Genomic DNA, 16138 nt, shown 5'->3' on the forward strand with positions numbered 1-16138 from the left:
TATGAAAAGAATACTATATACTCTTCTGTTTTTATGCATGGCAATATCCTACACGACTGCACAGAAAAGTGTAGGGGAATGGAGTAGTTATCTAGCTTATTATACGACAAGCCAGATAGCCGAAGCTAATAATCATGTGTATGCCGTAGCCGACGGTTCTCTTTACAGTTATAATAAAGAAGATAAAAGTATCACTCATTATTCCAGGCAAACCGGATTAAGTGACAGTGATATAAGCTATATAAGCTTTAATCCGGAAGTCAATACATTACTTATCACTTATAGTAACGGAAATATTGACTTATTAGGAGAAAATGGTATTTATAATTTGTCTTATCTGCTAGACAATTCCAATATAACGAATAAGACTATTAATAATATTTATCTATATAAAGAGTTTGCCTATTTATCTACCGACTTTGGCATTATCCTTCTGAATATGGATAAAAAAGAAATTAAAGACACCTACAAACTAAATAAAAAAGTATATTCCGTTACCATGGATAACGAATATATTTATGCTGCAACTTCTACCGGTTTACTATATGCCTCATTGGATAGTAATTTACTTGATTATAACGAATGGGAAACTTATTCGTTATCTTCATCTGAATTTGATACGGATAATATTACTCAAATATGTTTTTTCCAACAGAATCTTTGCCTGTTTGTCAATAATGATGAAAAAGGTATTTATTATCAAACTACAGACGGAACAATAAGAAATTTATTGAAAAACAATAAATTAAAGAATATGGTTCTTCAGAACAATAAATTAATGCCTTATACTGATTCTGAATTATATATTTACTCATCTCTAACTGATAAAGACGTTGTTAACGTAGGAATCATTAATAATGTTTCTTCACTAAAAGATCCCAATGCTTATTGGATAGCTGCAGGTATAAACGGAATAAAAGGCATACAGAAGAAAAATAATAAATACGAAACAACTTTAGAAAATACCAATAACGATACTGAATATCCCAAACGGAATTTCAACTATTATATGACGACCTACAATAATAAATTACTTGTTATTGGAGGAGGACGTTGGGCAGATCGTTGGAATAGACCCGGTACATTTATGGAATATGAAGACAATAAATGGTTCAACTTCGATGAGAATACTATAAACCAAAACAAAAATGCAAATAAAGAAAATCAATTCAGGTATTTCTGGGATTATACAGGAATTGCTATCGACCCTAAAGATCCTGATCGTTATTTTATTTCATCTTATGGAGAAGGTATAGTCGAACTGAAAAATAAAGAACCTATACAATTATATAACCATACAAATAGTTTACTGGATTATGTAAAAAAAGATATTAATCCCTATGATTATATACGTGTAGGCGGTGTAACTTTTGATAAAGAAGGAAATTTATGGATGACCAATTGTGAAGTTGAATCCGTACTAAAAGTACTAAAAGCAGATGGAAGCTGGAAAAGTTTCCAATTCGATAATTATAAAAACGTATCTATGGTCGATAAGGTAACCATTACATCAAACGGATACAAATGGATCAATAGTCCTTACGGTTCGATACGAGGCATTTTAGTTTTCGATGACAAAGGCACCATTGATGATACTAGTGATGACGAATATCGTTACTATGATATATTTGTCGACTCAAACGGCAATATAGATGTTAGCGGTTATTTCTGTGTAACTGAGGACAAAAACGGACAAGTCTGGATCGGTACGAACAGAGGACCTATCATCTGTACAAACTATCGGGATATCAATAACCTAAGATGTACCCGTATCATTCGGACAAACGAAGACGGAGAACCGTACTATCTGTTGGACGGAGAGCAAATCAACGCTATCGCTGTCGACGGAGGTAACCGCAAATGGATTGCTACAAACAGTTCCGGCGTATTCCTGGTCAGTGAGGATGGCATGGAAACAATAGCAAACTTTACAACAGCCAACTCCCCTCTTCCGTCTAATCAGATTAATTCATTAGCTATTAACCAGATCACCGGAGAAGTATTCATAGGTACAGAGAAAGGACTGGTATCTTATATGGGAGATGCTACCGAAGGAAGTGAAGACTATTCGGACATATACGCCTATCCTAATCCCGTCCGTCCCGAACACAATGACCGTGTAACTATCGTCGGACTTATGGCCGATTCAAATGTCAAAATAACGGATATGAAAGGCAATATCGTTTATCAGGGAAAATCCGCCGGCGGGACATTCACCTGGGATTGCCGCAAGAGAGGCGGAGGACGTGTAGCAACCGGAATCTATCTGGTATTATCTGCTACCCCGGAAGCCAAAGAAAGTGTTGTAACCAAAATCATGGTAGTGAAATAAAATAAAAGAGGCTGTAATCGCAGCCTCTTTTATTTTTATAAACCTAACTTTTCAGATATTTCCAACATCTTACGAATCGGTTTAATAGCCTTCTTCTGTACTTCCTCGTCGACAAATATCTCCGGCATTTCAAATTTCAAACAGTTATATAACTTTTCCATCGTATTCAGCCGCATGAAATTACATTCGTTGCAAGCACATGTACTGTCGTTGGGAGGAGCCGGAATAAACTCTTTCTCCGGGCTCTTTTTCCGCATTTCGTGAATAACGCCGCTTTCCGTCGCTACAATGAACTGTTTCTTGTCTGACTTGATAGTGTGTTTCAAAAGAGCGGCAGTCGAACCTACGAAGTCTGATACCTGTATAACGGGTTGTTTACACTCCGGGTGAGTGATCACTTCCGCATCCGGATACTGTTTCTTTAAATCCAGTATCTTTTCCAGTGAAAATTGTTCATGCACGTGGCAGGCACCATTCCAGAGTAACATATTACGTCCGGTAATACTGTTTATGTAATTACCCAGGTTCCGGTCCGGACCGAAGATCATTTTTGTTCCTTCCGGAAAACTTTCAACGATCTGACGGGCATTGGTGGAAGTCACCACCACATCTGTTACCGCTTTTACCGCAGCTGTTGTATTGACATAAGAAATAACCACATGATCCGGATGTTGTTTTACAAATTCGGCAAACTCAGGAGCCGGACAACTATCGGCCAGTGAACAACCGGCATTCAGATCAGGAACCAATACTTTCTTGTCCGGACATAGGATCTTAGCCGTTTCACCCATAAAATGAACACCACAGAGAACAATAATATCCGCTGTTGTTTTAGCAGCCCATTGAGCCAACGCCAGACTGTCTCCTACGAAATCTGCTATATCCTGTATATCGCCGGTCTGATAATAATGCGCAAGGATAACGGCATTCTTTTCCTTACGGAGTTTATCAATGGCTTCCTTCAGATCTATGTCTTTAGGTACCGGTGCATCCATATATCCGATCGATTGATTTGTCAACATAGTTTATCTATTATATTATTCTTATTTTTTAATTCTAAAGATTATAGGATGTATATAATATCCTGTTAAAATGGTTCATATTTTAATCGTCCTTTCCTCCTTATGAGGATATAAATAGTATATCAACAAAGTTATCATCTACTTTTATAGCTGATAATCTTTATTTTACTATACTTATCAACTCTATGTTGATAATGTGCAAAGGTAAAAACTTTATTTATTTCAGCCATCTAAAGCAGTGCAAAACAATCTTTAAAAGAAAGGGGAAAGAAGCTTCCCTATTTATTGGCCGTCATAATAATTCTCCTATCCGATATCTCAATCGAAAAAAGCAAGTGTTTTTTATCAGCACTTACCAACCACCTGTTCACAGGATATCCACACGAGATTCACACACATACGTTTCACCTGTCACAGACGTGCAGCACATTGGCACACAGACAGTTGTTGTGACGGCAGACGTTTCACATTTAAAAGACAGGTCTTTTCAAATGTTAAGACAGGACTTTTGTCTTTAAAAGACAGGAGATTTAAAAACAAAAGACCTGTCTTTTTCAGCCGGTGCTTACCGAATCTAAAAGCAGTGCCTATCGGTTTACCGCCCGGTGCTTATGGAACCTTTGTAAAGACGTGTCACCATAAAGGAATTATATTCAAGTAGGTGAAAGCTGTGACAGGTGAAACGTTATTGCAAAGATAATCCTTTGTAACCGTATCCTTCCCTAATCCCCCTTCTTAGTTATCCACAATTATATATTATATTAATATTAATCTTTAATTTAAAAATAAAATATGATGTATATGATATCCTGTTGAAACAGTTAATACATTTTCGTTACAATATTTGTTTGAGGAGTTATTAAAGTATATGAACCGCTTATCAAGACGATACTAACAGTATAAAATATAGCTTTACTTCTGTTTTCCTTTTGTTTATAGACTTTATTAGTTTTATGTTGATAACTGGTTGTGTGAAAAAGTTTGTTCCTGTTGATGGGTGTTGATACGTGTATAACTGCTGTTAATAGCTCGTAATAAATAATGGGTTATAAATGTTGCATGTTTGAAATGGGGAGGAGTATAAGTAAGTATTTGAATAAAGCAAGAACTTTTTTTCATTTTGTGTTCACTACTTATCAATACCTTTTCAACGGCATATCCACATTAATTAGCTACTTTTGCAGACAAAGAAAAGAGCTATGCGTAAACTGAAAATAACAGAAATGAACCGCCTCACCCCGGAGGCTTTTAAAGAGAGTAAGAAGATACCTTTAATTGTTGTGCTTGACCATGTTAGGAGTCTGAACAACGTAGGTTCTGTTTTTCGTACGTCCGATGCGTTTCGGGTAGAAGCTATTTATTTATGTGGCATCACGGCTTGTCCTCCCCATGCGGAGATCCATAAGACAGCTTTGGGGGCTGAAGAAACTGTAGATTGGGAATATTTTAAAGATACACAGGAAGCTGTTGATAAACTGAAGCAACAAGGGTATATCGTTTGTGCTGTTGAACAGACAGTAGGTAGTATAATGTTGGATAAACTGCTGTTAAACAAGGATAAAAAGTATGCCATAATCATGGGAAACGAAGTGAAAGGTGTTCAACAATCCATTGTTGATAACTGTGATATGTGTATTGAAATCCCCCAATACGGTACCAAACATTCATTGAACGTGTCGGTAACGACCGGTATTATTATCTGGGATTTCTTTAAACAGTTGTCAGAGTAATCCTCTTTCAACCAGGATAACGACCCGTTCCGTCATGGCATCTTTCCCTTTCGGGTCGTATTCCGATTTCAGGCTGGCTCCGAACATACCGGCAAACAAATTCCAGAAGCCTGCCCTGAAACCTCCCAGGTAAGCTTTCAGCAGATTATAACTGGATTGATTACATTCTCTGTCGATCAGTTTGATAAGTAGTTTGCCCTGCGAGAAAGTCAGCTTTTTCAACTCTGGTTTATATTCTTTGAACAGGTCTTTTTCCATCCGTTTCAAATGAGCTTGCCGGGCTTTGTCATCGGGAAGCGTTTCCATATATTCATAGGTTTCGATCAAGGTTTCATACACCATCTTGGCGTAAGGTAGTGTGCGTTTGACATCCCGTACTAGTTTATTATATTTCTCCTGTTCACGTTTATTTTTAAAACGCATTTGCGGAAAGACAAAGACTTCCTGCAAGTTAACGACAGGAATGGTATCTTTCCCGTCGACGTATGCCCGCTGCACACCTTCGGGAAGTGTATTTATTCTCAGCTTCTGTGCCTGGCTTCCAATTGCACAGAAGAGAAATAAAATGAGGATTTTATACCATCTCTTCTTTGTCATAGTTTACAAAAGTAGGTGATTTCCCAATAGCCTGTGCTGCTTTTACAGAATTTGACTAATCAGGCTAAAATGATAATTTAGTTGTTAATAAGTTGTGAACTCAATAAGAATCATTATATTTGCTTCGATTCTGATAGGTACAAAACCGGTAGCTGTGAATAGTGTATATCCTTTTTGCATCAGAATAGCATTTTAATTAACAACCAAATATTCTTATCTATGAAACAATTCTTTTTTGTCTGCTTCCTGCTGGGGATTTCTCCCTGTTTGCATGCTGTTAATAATCTCCGTTTGCCGGATATCCGTTGCATGGGGATGGGAATGTGCGGCGTAACGAATTCTTCCTTGTTCAATCCGGCTCTGGTTAGTCGGGAAAATTCTAAATCGGTTGATATCAATTACTTTAATTATTATGGGTTAAAAGAACTGGGAACTGTAAATGTGGCGTTCAGCTATCCGAATGACTTCCTTTCTGCCGGTGTTGATATCTCTTCTTTCGGTTATGACCAGTATCGTGAAAGTATGTTCCGGTTGTTCCTGGGTAAACCACTTGGTGAAAGATGGAGTATCGGTATCAGTTTGCAGTATACACTTCTGCAGACAAAACTGATGGAGGAAAGTCCTCAGTACTTGTCCGCCGATGTCGGTATCCTGTTTACTCCGGTTGAAAAGCTGTTGATTGGAATGTTGATACAGGATTTTCCCTCTGTCGAAATTCTAAAAAAGAATGCTGATATAGAATCTATTATCTATTATTCATTGCAAATAGGTTTTCAATGGGAAGTAATTAACAACCTGTTGATAGTAGGAAATGCGGAAACGGATAAACAGACTGCTGTGTCGGGACGTATCGGGATAGAGTATCAATTGATCGATCATTTTTATGTACGCACGGGAATAAGGACAACTCCTCTCCTACCTACTTTGGGAGTCGGATACCGGTTATCCGGTTTTGTAGTCGATGTAGCTGTCCATTATCATCCGGTGTTGGGAATAAGTACAGGTATTGGTTTAAAGTATTGTTTCTAATAAAATTGTAACTATGAAAAGATTGTTGACAACCCTGTTAGTATACCTGTTAATAAGCAGTTATAACCTTAGTAGTCAGACTATATATTCTGTTGATAAGTGGATGGAATATATGGAAGAAATGGCTTCACAAACGGAAGATGAGGCTCGGATCGAAAATCTGTATTCTGACCTTTCTTACCTGGCGGAACATCCTTTTGAATTGAATACCGTCACTGAAAACGAGCTGAAACGTCTGCCTTTCCTCTCCGATCAACAAATAAACAGCCTGTTGACTTACCGTGTAAAATATGGAAAACTGGTTACTCTTTATGAATTAAAGAATATGGAAGGAATGGATTTTGAGACGATTTCCCTACTACTTCCATTTGTTTATATCGGGGATATATCGGTTGATAAACGTCCATTTACTGTTAAGAACCTGTTGAAGTATAATTCTAATGAATTGCAAATCAGATATGATCGATGTTTTCAACAGAAAAAGGGATATCGTTCATATCCGGACAGTATTCTGGAGCAATATCCTAACCGGAAATATCGGGGCGAACCGTTCTACCATTCATTGCGTTATTCATATACTTTCGACGACAGGTTGCAATTGGGACTTGTAGCAGAGAAAGATGCCGGTGAACCTTTCTGGAACGCTTATCATAAAGGATATGATTTCTATTCGGTACATCTCTTTTTCAGGGATATGAATAAATGGTTGAAAAGTCTGGCAATAGGCGATTATAAAGTATCTTTTGGGCAGGGCTTGGTTATCAGTAATGACTTTACACCGGGACGCAGTGCAATAGTAGCACAGGCGGAAAGGCGAACGAACGGTTTTCGTCGCCACTTTTCAACAAACGAACAGGATTACTTTCGTGGAATAGCATCGACCATTGCTCTGAAACAGTTCAATATCAGTATGTTATATTCTTACAGAAAGTTGGATGCCGGTGTTAATAACCGGGAAGTAAGCTCATTTAAAACAGATGGTTTACATCGGCTGGAACGTGATTGGGAAAAGAAACATACGGTTTCTATGCAGACGTTTGGAGGAAATGTGCGCTATGCGACTTCCAATCTTTCAGTCGGGATTACAGCGCTCTCCTACTCTTTCGGGAAATACAGGATACAGCCTGACCCGAAACCTTATAACTTGTTCTATTTCAGTGGAAGTAATAATATGAACATGAGCGTTGATTATATGTTGAAAACTAAGAAAGTGAAGTTTTACGGCGAAACGGCGATATCTTCCAACAAAGCAATTGCCACATTGAATGCTTTTCAGTTAACGCCTGTTTCCTATCTGTCTTTGTTATTATTGCACCGTTATTATGACAAGCGGTATCAGGCATTTTTCGGAAATGCGTTCGGTCAGAACTCTTCTGCACAGAATGAACAAGGTGTTTATGCCGGTATGCAATGGACACCTTTTGCCCGTTTCAAACTATCCATGTATGCCGATCTGTTTCGTTTCCCCTGGTTGAAATATGGTGTCGATTCTCCTTCTTCGGGGCAGGAATATATGGTTCGGTTGGATTATAATCAGGGAAAGAATTTGTCTGGATATATACGTTACAAGTACAGGAAAAAAGAGAAGAACCAAACTGTGGATAATGAGTCGACAGTAAGTATCCTGCCTTACTCCCAGCAACGTCTCAGACTACAGCTACTGTATGGGATCGGATCGGCATGGATGTTGAAAACGGCAGCTGACGGTGTTTATAATGATGAACAAAAAGGAAATCACAGCCTCGGTTGGATGATATCTCAGGGAGCAGGTTGGAAACCATCTTCTTTTCCCTTTCAGTCGGATATTTATATTGCTTATTTTCATACGGACGATTATTCCAGCCGTATCAGTTCGTACGAGAAAAATATCCTTTATGCATTCAGTATGCCTTCTTTTTACGGAAAAGGAATCCGCCTGTCCCTTTCCTTCCGATGGAATATACTGGACAAATTATCCCTTTCCGCCAAACTGGGACATACCTATTATGCTGACCGGAATATAATCGGTACGGAGCAGGAAGAGATAGAAGGGCATAATAAAACGGATATATATGTACTTTTGCGGTATAAGTTTTAAATCTTGAGGTCATAGTTTGCGACCTCAAGATTATAGTGATAGGCTGTCATGCTTTTAAGTGTGCTAAATAGTCCTAAAGCTGTCGAAATAAATAGGGCTATTATAAGAGCTTTTGTAGCTTTGTAACAATATTCTTTAGGATTAAACCGAACAGATAAAATAGATATAGCTATGTCAACAATTCTTTTTGATAAAATAGTATTCGGTCCGATACACAGTCGGCGTCTGGGTGTTTCTTTGGGTATGAACCTGCTTCCTGTGGATGGTAAACTTTGTTCTTTCGACTGTATTTATTGCGAATGCGGTCTGAATGGTGAACGTCGTACACATACCAAACTACCGGTCCGTGAAGAAGTAAAAAAGGCCTTGGAAGAAAAGTTATCGGCTATGCAACAGGAAGGTATTGCTCCTGATGTAATCACTTTTGCCGGTAACGGTGAACCGACCATGCATCCGGAGTTTGAAGGTATCATTGAAGATACGATCGCTACCCGCAACCGTTTCTTCCCGAATGCCAAGATCGCTGTCCTATCTAATTCGACAATGCTCCATAAAGAGGGTGTGTTCCGGGCATTGAATAAGATCGAGGATAATATAATGAAACTCGATTCCGTGCTCGATAGCCGGATCCGGCAACTGAATGTTCCGAATTCTCCTTCTTTTACATTCGATAAACTACTGGAACAGTTATGTCGTTTCAAAGGAAACCTGATTATCCAAACCATGTTTCTGAGGGGTGAACTGAATGGTGAATCGGTCGATAACACAACGGAAGCAGAAATCAGCGGCTGGCTCGAAGCATTGAAGAAAATAAAGCCGAAACAGGTCATGATCTATACCATCGACCGTGAAACGCCTTTGAAAGGTCTTCAGAAGGTTTCCAAAGAAGCATTGGATGCAATAGCCGACCGGGCACGGAAAGAAGGCTTTGACGTAACGGTTTCTTACTGAGACTATTGCTTGATACCCCGAACCGTTTTAACAACCTTGCCGGTAATCAGTTTAAAGAAATAAACTCCTTGTGGCATCGTTCCAGTATTTATCCATTCTGTCGGATCATTTACTTTCCGAACCATTTTTCCATCGGCTGAATAAATCTCTATGTTTTTTATTCTCCGATGGTTCTTTACCTGTATCCGGTCTTTGAATAGGGTTGGATAAACATTGATATCCTCTTCTACCGATATGTTTTCAGAACTTACTGTTACTTCTGATACAGCCTTGGTCGCATTACTCTCATTTAAATCATAAAGCGCTGAAACACTATAACTATGTGTGCCTGCAGTGACATCCCTGTCTGTAAACTGGCGTGTAGAAGCTGAAACGGTAACGAGTTTTTTCTGATTTTTATAAATGTTATATCCTGTAATGACAGGGAAAGCTGCAATGGGTTCTGTTGATGCAGAACGGAGATCCGCTAATTTGCCATCCTTTGAAGTGACAGTAGCAGATATGATAAAATTATTATCATTTTCTTCATCTTTCAAATACTCCCACTGATTTCCGTCGAACGATATTAGATTTCCTTTTCCATGAACAGCCGGTCCGTTGTCTACGTAAGCCGGTCCGTTGCTTCTGCTATATTTCCTTGCATAGATGGAAATGATCAGATCCTGACCTGCATTGATTTCGTACGGAGTTTTTAATTCAATCGTATTCGACCTGTTAGCCGTCACAGAACCAATCTCCTGTTGATAAGTACGCTCTCCTTGTTTGATATATATAGCATAATTTACATTAACAGCAGGAATGAATTTCACATTCGTCAGGAGCTTATTGTGGATATTGATCAGCTCCTCAGGCTCCCAACGCTGGCCGAAATAGAAAGGAGTACCCTGATATCCCAAATGTGCATAGGCATTTTGTGTTCCCCATCCGATCGTTTTTGTATATAAAGGAGCATTCCATTGTATCAGGACATGGTTGGAAGAAGAAACTTCAGCGGTAACGTCTGTCGGCGATTTGTAAGTAATCAAACTTCCCTCCTCTCCGGTTTGTGACAAGCCGGGGAGCTCGGTGGTACCAGTATTCAACGGATCCAGCCAGATATCCATACGGCCGGTATCGGCTTTGCTGTATTGGTTCCAGTGATAAGAAAACTTGCCGTACAAGTTATTGCCATTTGTCAGGCGACAGGTAGAATTGCCTCCGCTCAATGTTCCGACTATCTGTTTATTCTCGTTGAAAAGAGGTGAACCGGAGGAACCGCCTTCCGTGACACCATGTCCATTTGAGGTTTTGTCGAAGATCACATTCCAGTGCCCGTTGGCAGCTCCGGTCGTGAACGTATTGTCTATCCAGGTCGTTGTCCTTACCGGACGGTCTCCGTATGTGGATATTTTCATGTAATCGCCTGAAGGATGATGGATATTAACTCCCGATGAGGGAGCGACCTCACTCCTGTTCCACCCGTTAAAATAAACGTTATAGCTTTCCGGGATTTTATCGTTCAGCAATAATAATAATCCGTCGGAACCACCTTCTATCGGAATACTGACGATGCGGCTGCAACCGGACATCGTTTTATACCCGGCAACGGGGGAAGAAGTCTCGCATCCGATCTGTTCAAAATGAAAATAAAACACCCATTGCTTGAAGTCTTCTTCCGATGCTATTTGATCGTTGTCATAATCTTTCGTGCAATGGTAAGCGGATAAGATATAAGGTTTCATATCCTTAGCCGTATTGTTTATCAGCGAACCGGAACAGAGAAGTCCGGCATCACCTACCTTTTCAATCATTTGGCAGACCCCGTTCTTTTCATTCTGCCATTCCTCTCCTTCTTCACAATTGATATTTACCATACAGGAACTGGAAGTTCCCGGTCCTGTGCTTCGCAAATTACCGGATACTGTCAGATGATTATATCCGTATCCCACCTGGCTAATTGTTATCCTGGCTTTTTCACCGGAAGCAGCCGGTTCGTATTCAAGCGTAATATCGTCGCCTGCCACAAATTCTGTGGCAAACGCTTCTCCTTTCGGATTGGTCTGTGAAGTATAAGCTCCCAGCAAATGGGTCTTTTCGGCATTGTATATAAACAGTTTGCCACCTTCCGGAATGTAAAACGCATCATAATATAACATTAATGCAATAGCATCTTTTGCCTGCAGGCGTAATTGCCATATTTTTCCGTCGTCGGGCAAGGTTACCCATTGTCCGGCATTGTCCATATCTAAATTCGTATCTATCAAAGTGGAAACTGTCAGAGGAGCTCCCTGACTTACCCGCCATTCGTCGACAGCAATCAAATCTTCCACACTGAAATTTACAGGTATCCGGACAACCGGCAGATCGCTTTTCAATCGGTTTGTATAGTTGAAGCTGACCGGTTTTCCTCCTTCGCTTATCTGCGATTTCACTTCACCGGCATGCAGCAGGAAGAGAAAAAGAAATATATAAATGCAATCTCTGAATAGCTTGTTCCGATTCATTATAGTTTGATGTAAATACGTTTTTTATATAACCAATATCCCGGTATCCAGTTCAGTATGACAAAGAGGATTGCCCATGCCAATGAACCTCCGAAGTTACCGAACAACGGTGCCAGTACATCCGAATAAACATAAGAAGTCACTCCGCATTTATCGAGTACGACAGCAAAGACATCTCCCTGTACATAAAGGTATAACGGATTGATCCCGAAAGATTCAAAAAATAACGACCATTTCTTTTTTCCGTTGATATCGATAATCCAGATCAGCAAGGCAAGAAACAGCGATCCGAATCCGCAGGTGGTTAATACGAATGTGCTGCTCCATAATTTTTTATTGATCGGACAACCGTAACTGAGCAGGAATCCCAGGAATAGGATAATCGATCCGAACAGGAATAGGTTACGGATGATGAGTTCGTTATTTTTTTTGCTGTCCAGAATGATTTTACCGGCATAGAATCCCAGGAGGACGTGCCCGATACTTCCCAGGCAACTTAAAAATCCTTCCGGATCGAACGAGATACGCGTTCCGTCTGCCAGGTAATCGTGATACATATGTGTATTGCCGAACAAGAAGCGATCGACAACGGCAATGATATTATCTTCCGACAGCGTCGTGCTTCCGGTAAAGGCGAGGAGCATCCAGTAAACGATCAGAATACCGGTTGCCGTTTGCAGAATGTATTTATGATTGATAGCAAGCCCGATCAGTGAACCGATACCATAAGCCAGTGCAAGGCGTTGCATCACTCCCAGGATGCGTAGATTTTCGAAATGGGAGAATCCGTTGTAACAGATATGTGAGAAGATATTCAGTCCGAATCCGACCAGGAAGATAAGCACGGTCCGTTTCAGTATTTTTGTAATGCTTTCTTTGGAGAGTTTGAAGTTGTATTTGCGTAAGGAGAAGAACATGGAAACTCCCATAATGAACATAAAGAACGGAAATACCAAATCGGTCGGTGTCAAACCGTTCCATGATGCGTGGCGAAGTGGGGCATATACATACTCCCAGGTTCCCGGATTGTTTACCATGATCATTCCTGCAATAGTAATACCTCTCATTACATCCAATGAGAGTAGCCTTCCTGATTGTGCCATAACTTAGATTTTTGGGTTGTAAAATACAAATGTAAGTAAAAATCAATAGGCTTATATAATTTATAAAATAAAACATGAACATCAGGTAGAATGTACCTTATATTTTCCTATATTTATACGATACTCTTTAGCGGTCGATAATTGTGAGCCATACGGTTGATAACCATCAACCGCTGATTACCTGGCGAGGTAATTAAAATTAGTACGTAGGGTATTTCTAAATACTTCGGGTAGTTTGTGTAAATAGGTTTGATTGAATCAGATGATGACGTACTTATATCGTGTATTCTTTTGTTCTTCCTTTTTTATTGACTAATATTGCGGTACTTAAACGTTATGCTGTATGAAAAATATACTCTGCTTATTAATATTAACAATTACGTTTTTTACTAGTTGCCGGAATGAATCTTCAAGTAGATTCTGACAAAATAATTATTTTTGAGTAGGGGAATTTTGTCAGAATCTGTCTTTAAGGTAGATACAATTAAATAATCACTAGTATGAAAATCAAATTATGTATTTTAAGTATACTCATTTGTATGAGTGTAGTGAAGTTGAATGCCCAGTTTCGTTTGGGCGCTGAGGTAGGAATGAATGTTTCTTCTTTGGCTATTATTTCTAATTCGCATAATGTGGATGTGAGTGGGGGATTGTCTGTGGATTATTTGTTTAAGAATGGGACAGTGTTGCAATCGGGATTATTTTATTCCAGGAAAGGGGCTTCCGGGTTGTGGGATCAGTACAATTATTCCTGTGCATTAAGACAGGGTGATTTTCATTTGGGGTATGTCGAAATTCCTCTAATGCTAGGTTATCGCATTCCGGTGATGAATAATGTATATATAGTACCTGTTGTCGGTGCTTATTTTGCCTGTGGAGCAGGTGGTTATGCAGAGGTAGATGTAATTGTTTCGAATGAAAACGGAACTGGGCGATATCCTGATAATTGGAATCCTTATAAAGACTTTCGAATGGAGTGGTTGGCAGACACGAAGATAAATGCTTTTGATCGGTTTGATTCCGGACTTCGTTTCGGATTGTCCGGAGAAATATCCCGTTTTGTTGTCTCTTTTGCCTATGATTTGGGATTGAAAAAGGTCTGGTCCGGTTTCGATACGGAAAGCTACAAGACAGATACTCATAAAATGAAGAACAGAACAGCAACCGTTTCTATCGGTTATAAGTTTAGTTTATAAAAATATCTGAGACTGAAATGTTCAGTCTGTCATGTCTTATTCGTTCATATTCCAACATCATTGGTGACTTTTTAAAATAAGAGGAACAGGACTGTTTATTCTATTATCTTTGAAGCATGAAAAAGTTAGTGGCAGCTCTGTTTATATACTTATTATCAGTTTGTTCTGCTTATTCTCAGCTGGCAATCAGACGTCAGCTGGCAATACCTAAACCGCCTGATTCCCTTGATCTGTCTTATTATTCAAAGCAGAGAGGGATTCAGGCAGGGGCGACTGTTTTCGGTATCAATATGGGCGTGTGGATCTTCGACCGGTATATACAGAAAGGGAATTTTGCCTATATCAACGGGCATACGATCAAAGAGAATTTCCGGCACGGTTTTATCTGGGATAATGACCGGATGGGAACGAATATGTTCCTGCATCCTTATCATGGCAGTTTGTATTATAATGCAGCCCGTTCGAACGGATATAACTACTGGTTATCGGGGGTGTATGCATTTGGCGGGAGTTTTATGTGGGAGATGTTCATGGAATGTGAATATCCTTCCACTAATGATATCATAGCGACCCCGATAGGAGGGATGGCGCTGGGAGAAGTGTTCTACAGGGCATCCGATCTGATCCTGGATGACAGGAAAACCGGGTCTGCCCGTTTCGGGCGTGAATTGGCTTCGTTTGTAGTTTCGCCGATGCGCGGTCTTACGCGTATTATCAACGGAGATGCCTGGAAGCGGAGACCTACGTCGGGCAGACAATTCGGAGTACCTGATGTGAGTGTGGATATTTCAGTGGGAATACGGGCACTCGAACTGAAGGACGATATTTTTGATAAAGGGGTCGGCTTAGCTTCCGAAATCAATATCGAATATGGCGACCGTTTCGATGCGGAAAACCGAAAACCTTACGATTACTTCTCTGTGAAGGCTGCGCTGAATGTACAGGCTTCACAACCGGTATTGGGACAATTGAATATTATTGGCCGTCTGGCAGGAAAGGAGCTGATAGATAATAAAAAAGACTATCTGAGCCTGGGGCTTTACCAGCATTTCGACTATTATGATTCGGATACTATTTCTGATGTATCTTCCAAAACTCCTTATAAATTTTGTACTCCGGCATCGTTCGGCGGCGGACTGATATATAAAAATAAGCGATTCAAGCGCTGGGACATAGATGCGTACGGCCATTTGAACGCAATACTTTTAGGTGGAGCGTTGAGCGATTATTACCGGGTGGACGAACGCAATTATAACCTGGCAAGCGGGTACAGCACAAAAGTCGGTTTCAACTTCATCTATAAGAAAGATAAATTCTCCGCATCTACCACCTATGAGGTCTATCATATGTTTACCTGGAAAGGATATCCTAAAGATATTGACTGGAATGATTTTAATCCGAAAACATTGAATGCACAGGGAGACCGTTCAAAGGCAATCTTGCATGCAGTCGGTTTGCGTCTGGATGTCAAATTGCGGAAAGGCTGGTATCTGACCGGCTCATTTATGAATTATTCCCGTCATACAGACTACAAATATTTTGAAGAGGTTTTTTCCCATACTTCGGAAGGACGTCTGATGCTGACTTATAAATTATAACGATTAGCACTTAACAGAGT

At 39.8% G+C, this 16138-nt stretch carries 11 protein-coding genes; 7 read left to right on the top strand and 4 right to left on the bottom strand.

Annotated elements, in window-relative coordinates:
• Position 1: 1 nt before the first annotated feature.
• Entirely contained in the window at positions 2–2332 is a 2331-nt protein-coding gene (locus DXD68_RS13300) for a two-component regulator propeller domain-containing protein (protein ID WP_122362041.1), read from the top strand.
• 35 nt (positions 2333–2367) lie between these two features.
• Here DXD68_RS13300 and nadA read toward each other — a convergent pair whose 3' ends face one another.
• Positions 2368–3354, bottom strand: coding sequence for a quinolinate synthase NadA (gene nadA / locus DXD68_RS13305; RefSeq protein WP_122362042.1), 987 nt, complete (start codon positions 3352–3354; stop codon positions 2368–2370).
• Between the two features lie 1199 nt (positions 3355–4553).
• Here nadA and DXD68_RS13310 point away from each other — a divergent pair.
• A complete protein-coding gene (locus tag DXD68_RS13310) occupies positions 4554–5084 on the top strand; it encodes an RNA methyltransferase (RefSeq protein ID WP_122362043.1) in 531 nt (176 codons plus the stop codon).
• Here the strand turns inward: DXD68_RS13310 and DXD68_RS13315 are convergent.
• Entirely contained in the window at positions 5076–5681 is a 606-nt protein-coding gene (locus DXD68_RS13315) for a DUF4294 domain-containing protein (protein ID WP_122362044.1), read from the bottom strand. The two genes, DXD68_RS13310 and DXD68_RS13315, sit on opposite strands and share 9 nt — an antisense overlap.
• Before the next feature lie 219 nt (positions 5682–5900).
• Between DXD68_RS13315 and DXD68_RS13320 the strand changes: the two genes are divergently transcribed.
• The 3 genes from DXD68_RS13320 (at position 5901) to DXD68_RS13330 (ending at position 9738) form a co-directional block, all read left to right on the top strand.
• The gene (locus DXD68_RS13320; protein WP_122362045.1) at positions 5901–6710 is read left to right on the top strand and encodes a hypothetical protein; all 810 of its coding nucleotides are present in this window, start codon (positions 5901–5903) and stop codon (positions 6708–6710) included.
• Between the two features lie 13 nt (positions 6711–6723).
• Positions 6724–8787, top strand: a complete 2064-nt coding sequence (locus DXD68_RS13325) for a helix-hairpin-helix domain-containing protein (protein ID WP_122362046.1) — start codon at positions 6724–6726, stop codon at positions 8785–8787.
• Positions 8788–8958: 171 nt separating this feature from the next.
• A complete protein-coding gene (locus tag DXD68_RS13330; protein WP_122362047.1) occupies positions 8959–9738 on the top strand; it encodes a radical SAM protein in 780 nt (259 codons plus the stop codon).
• Between the two features lie 2 nt (positions 9739–9740).
• On the opposite strand, the gene DXD68_RS13335 is transcribed toward DXD68_RS13330, so the two are convergent.
• Positions 9741–12221, bottom strand: a complete 2481-nt coding sequence (locus tag DXD68_RS13335) for a T9SS type A sorting domain-containing protein (RefSeq protein WP_122362048.1) — start codon at positions 12219–12221, stop codon at positions 9741–9743.
• On the bottom strand, positions 12221–13324 hold the full coding sequence (locus DXD68_RS13340) for an acyltransferase family protein (protein WP_122362049.1): 1104 nt from the start codon (positions 13322–13324) through the stop codon (positions 12221–12223). The genes DXD68_RS13335 and DXD68_RS13340 overlap by 1 nt, the downstream gene beginning before the upstream one ends.
• Before the next feature lie 500 nt (positions 13325–13824).
• Between DXD68_RS13340 and DXD68_RS13345 the strand changes: the two genes are divergently transcribed.
• Positions 13825–14520 carry a porin family protein gene (locus tag DXD68_RS13345; protein WP_122362050.1) on the top strand — a complete coding sequence of 232 codons (696 nt, stop codon included), beginning with the start codon at positions 13825–13827 and terminating at the stop codon, positions 14518–14520.
• A gap of 116 nt (positions 14521–14636) precedes the next feature.
• Positions 14637–16118: a DUF3943 domain-containing protein gene (locus tag DXD68_RS13350; RefSeq protein ID WP_122362051.1), complete on the top strand. Its 1482-nt coding sequence runs from the start codon at positions 14637–14639 to the stop codon at positions 16116–16118.
• The last annotated feature ends 20 nt before the right edge of the window (positions 16119–16138 follow it).

Origin of the sequence: Parabacteroides sp. TM07-1AC, assembly GCF_003480915.1 — a bacterium.
Taxonomy (GTDB): Bacteria; Bacteroidota; Bacteroidia; order Bacteroidales; family Tannerellaceae; genus Parabacteroides; species Parabacteroides chongii.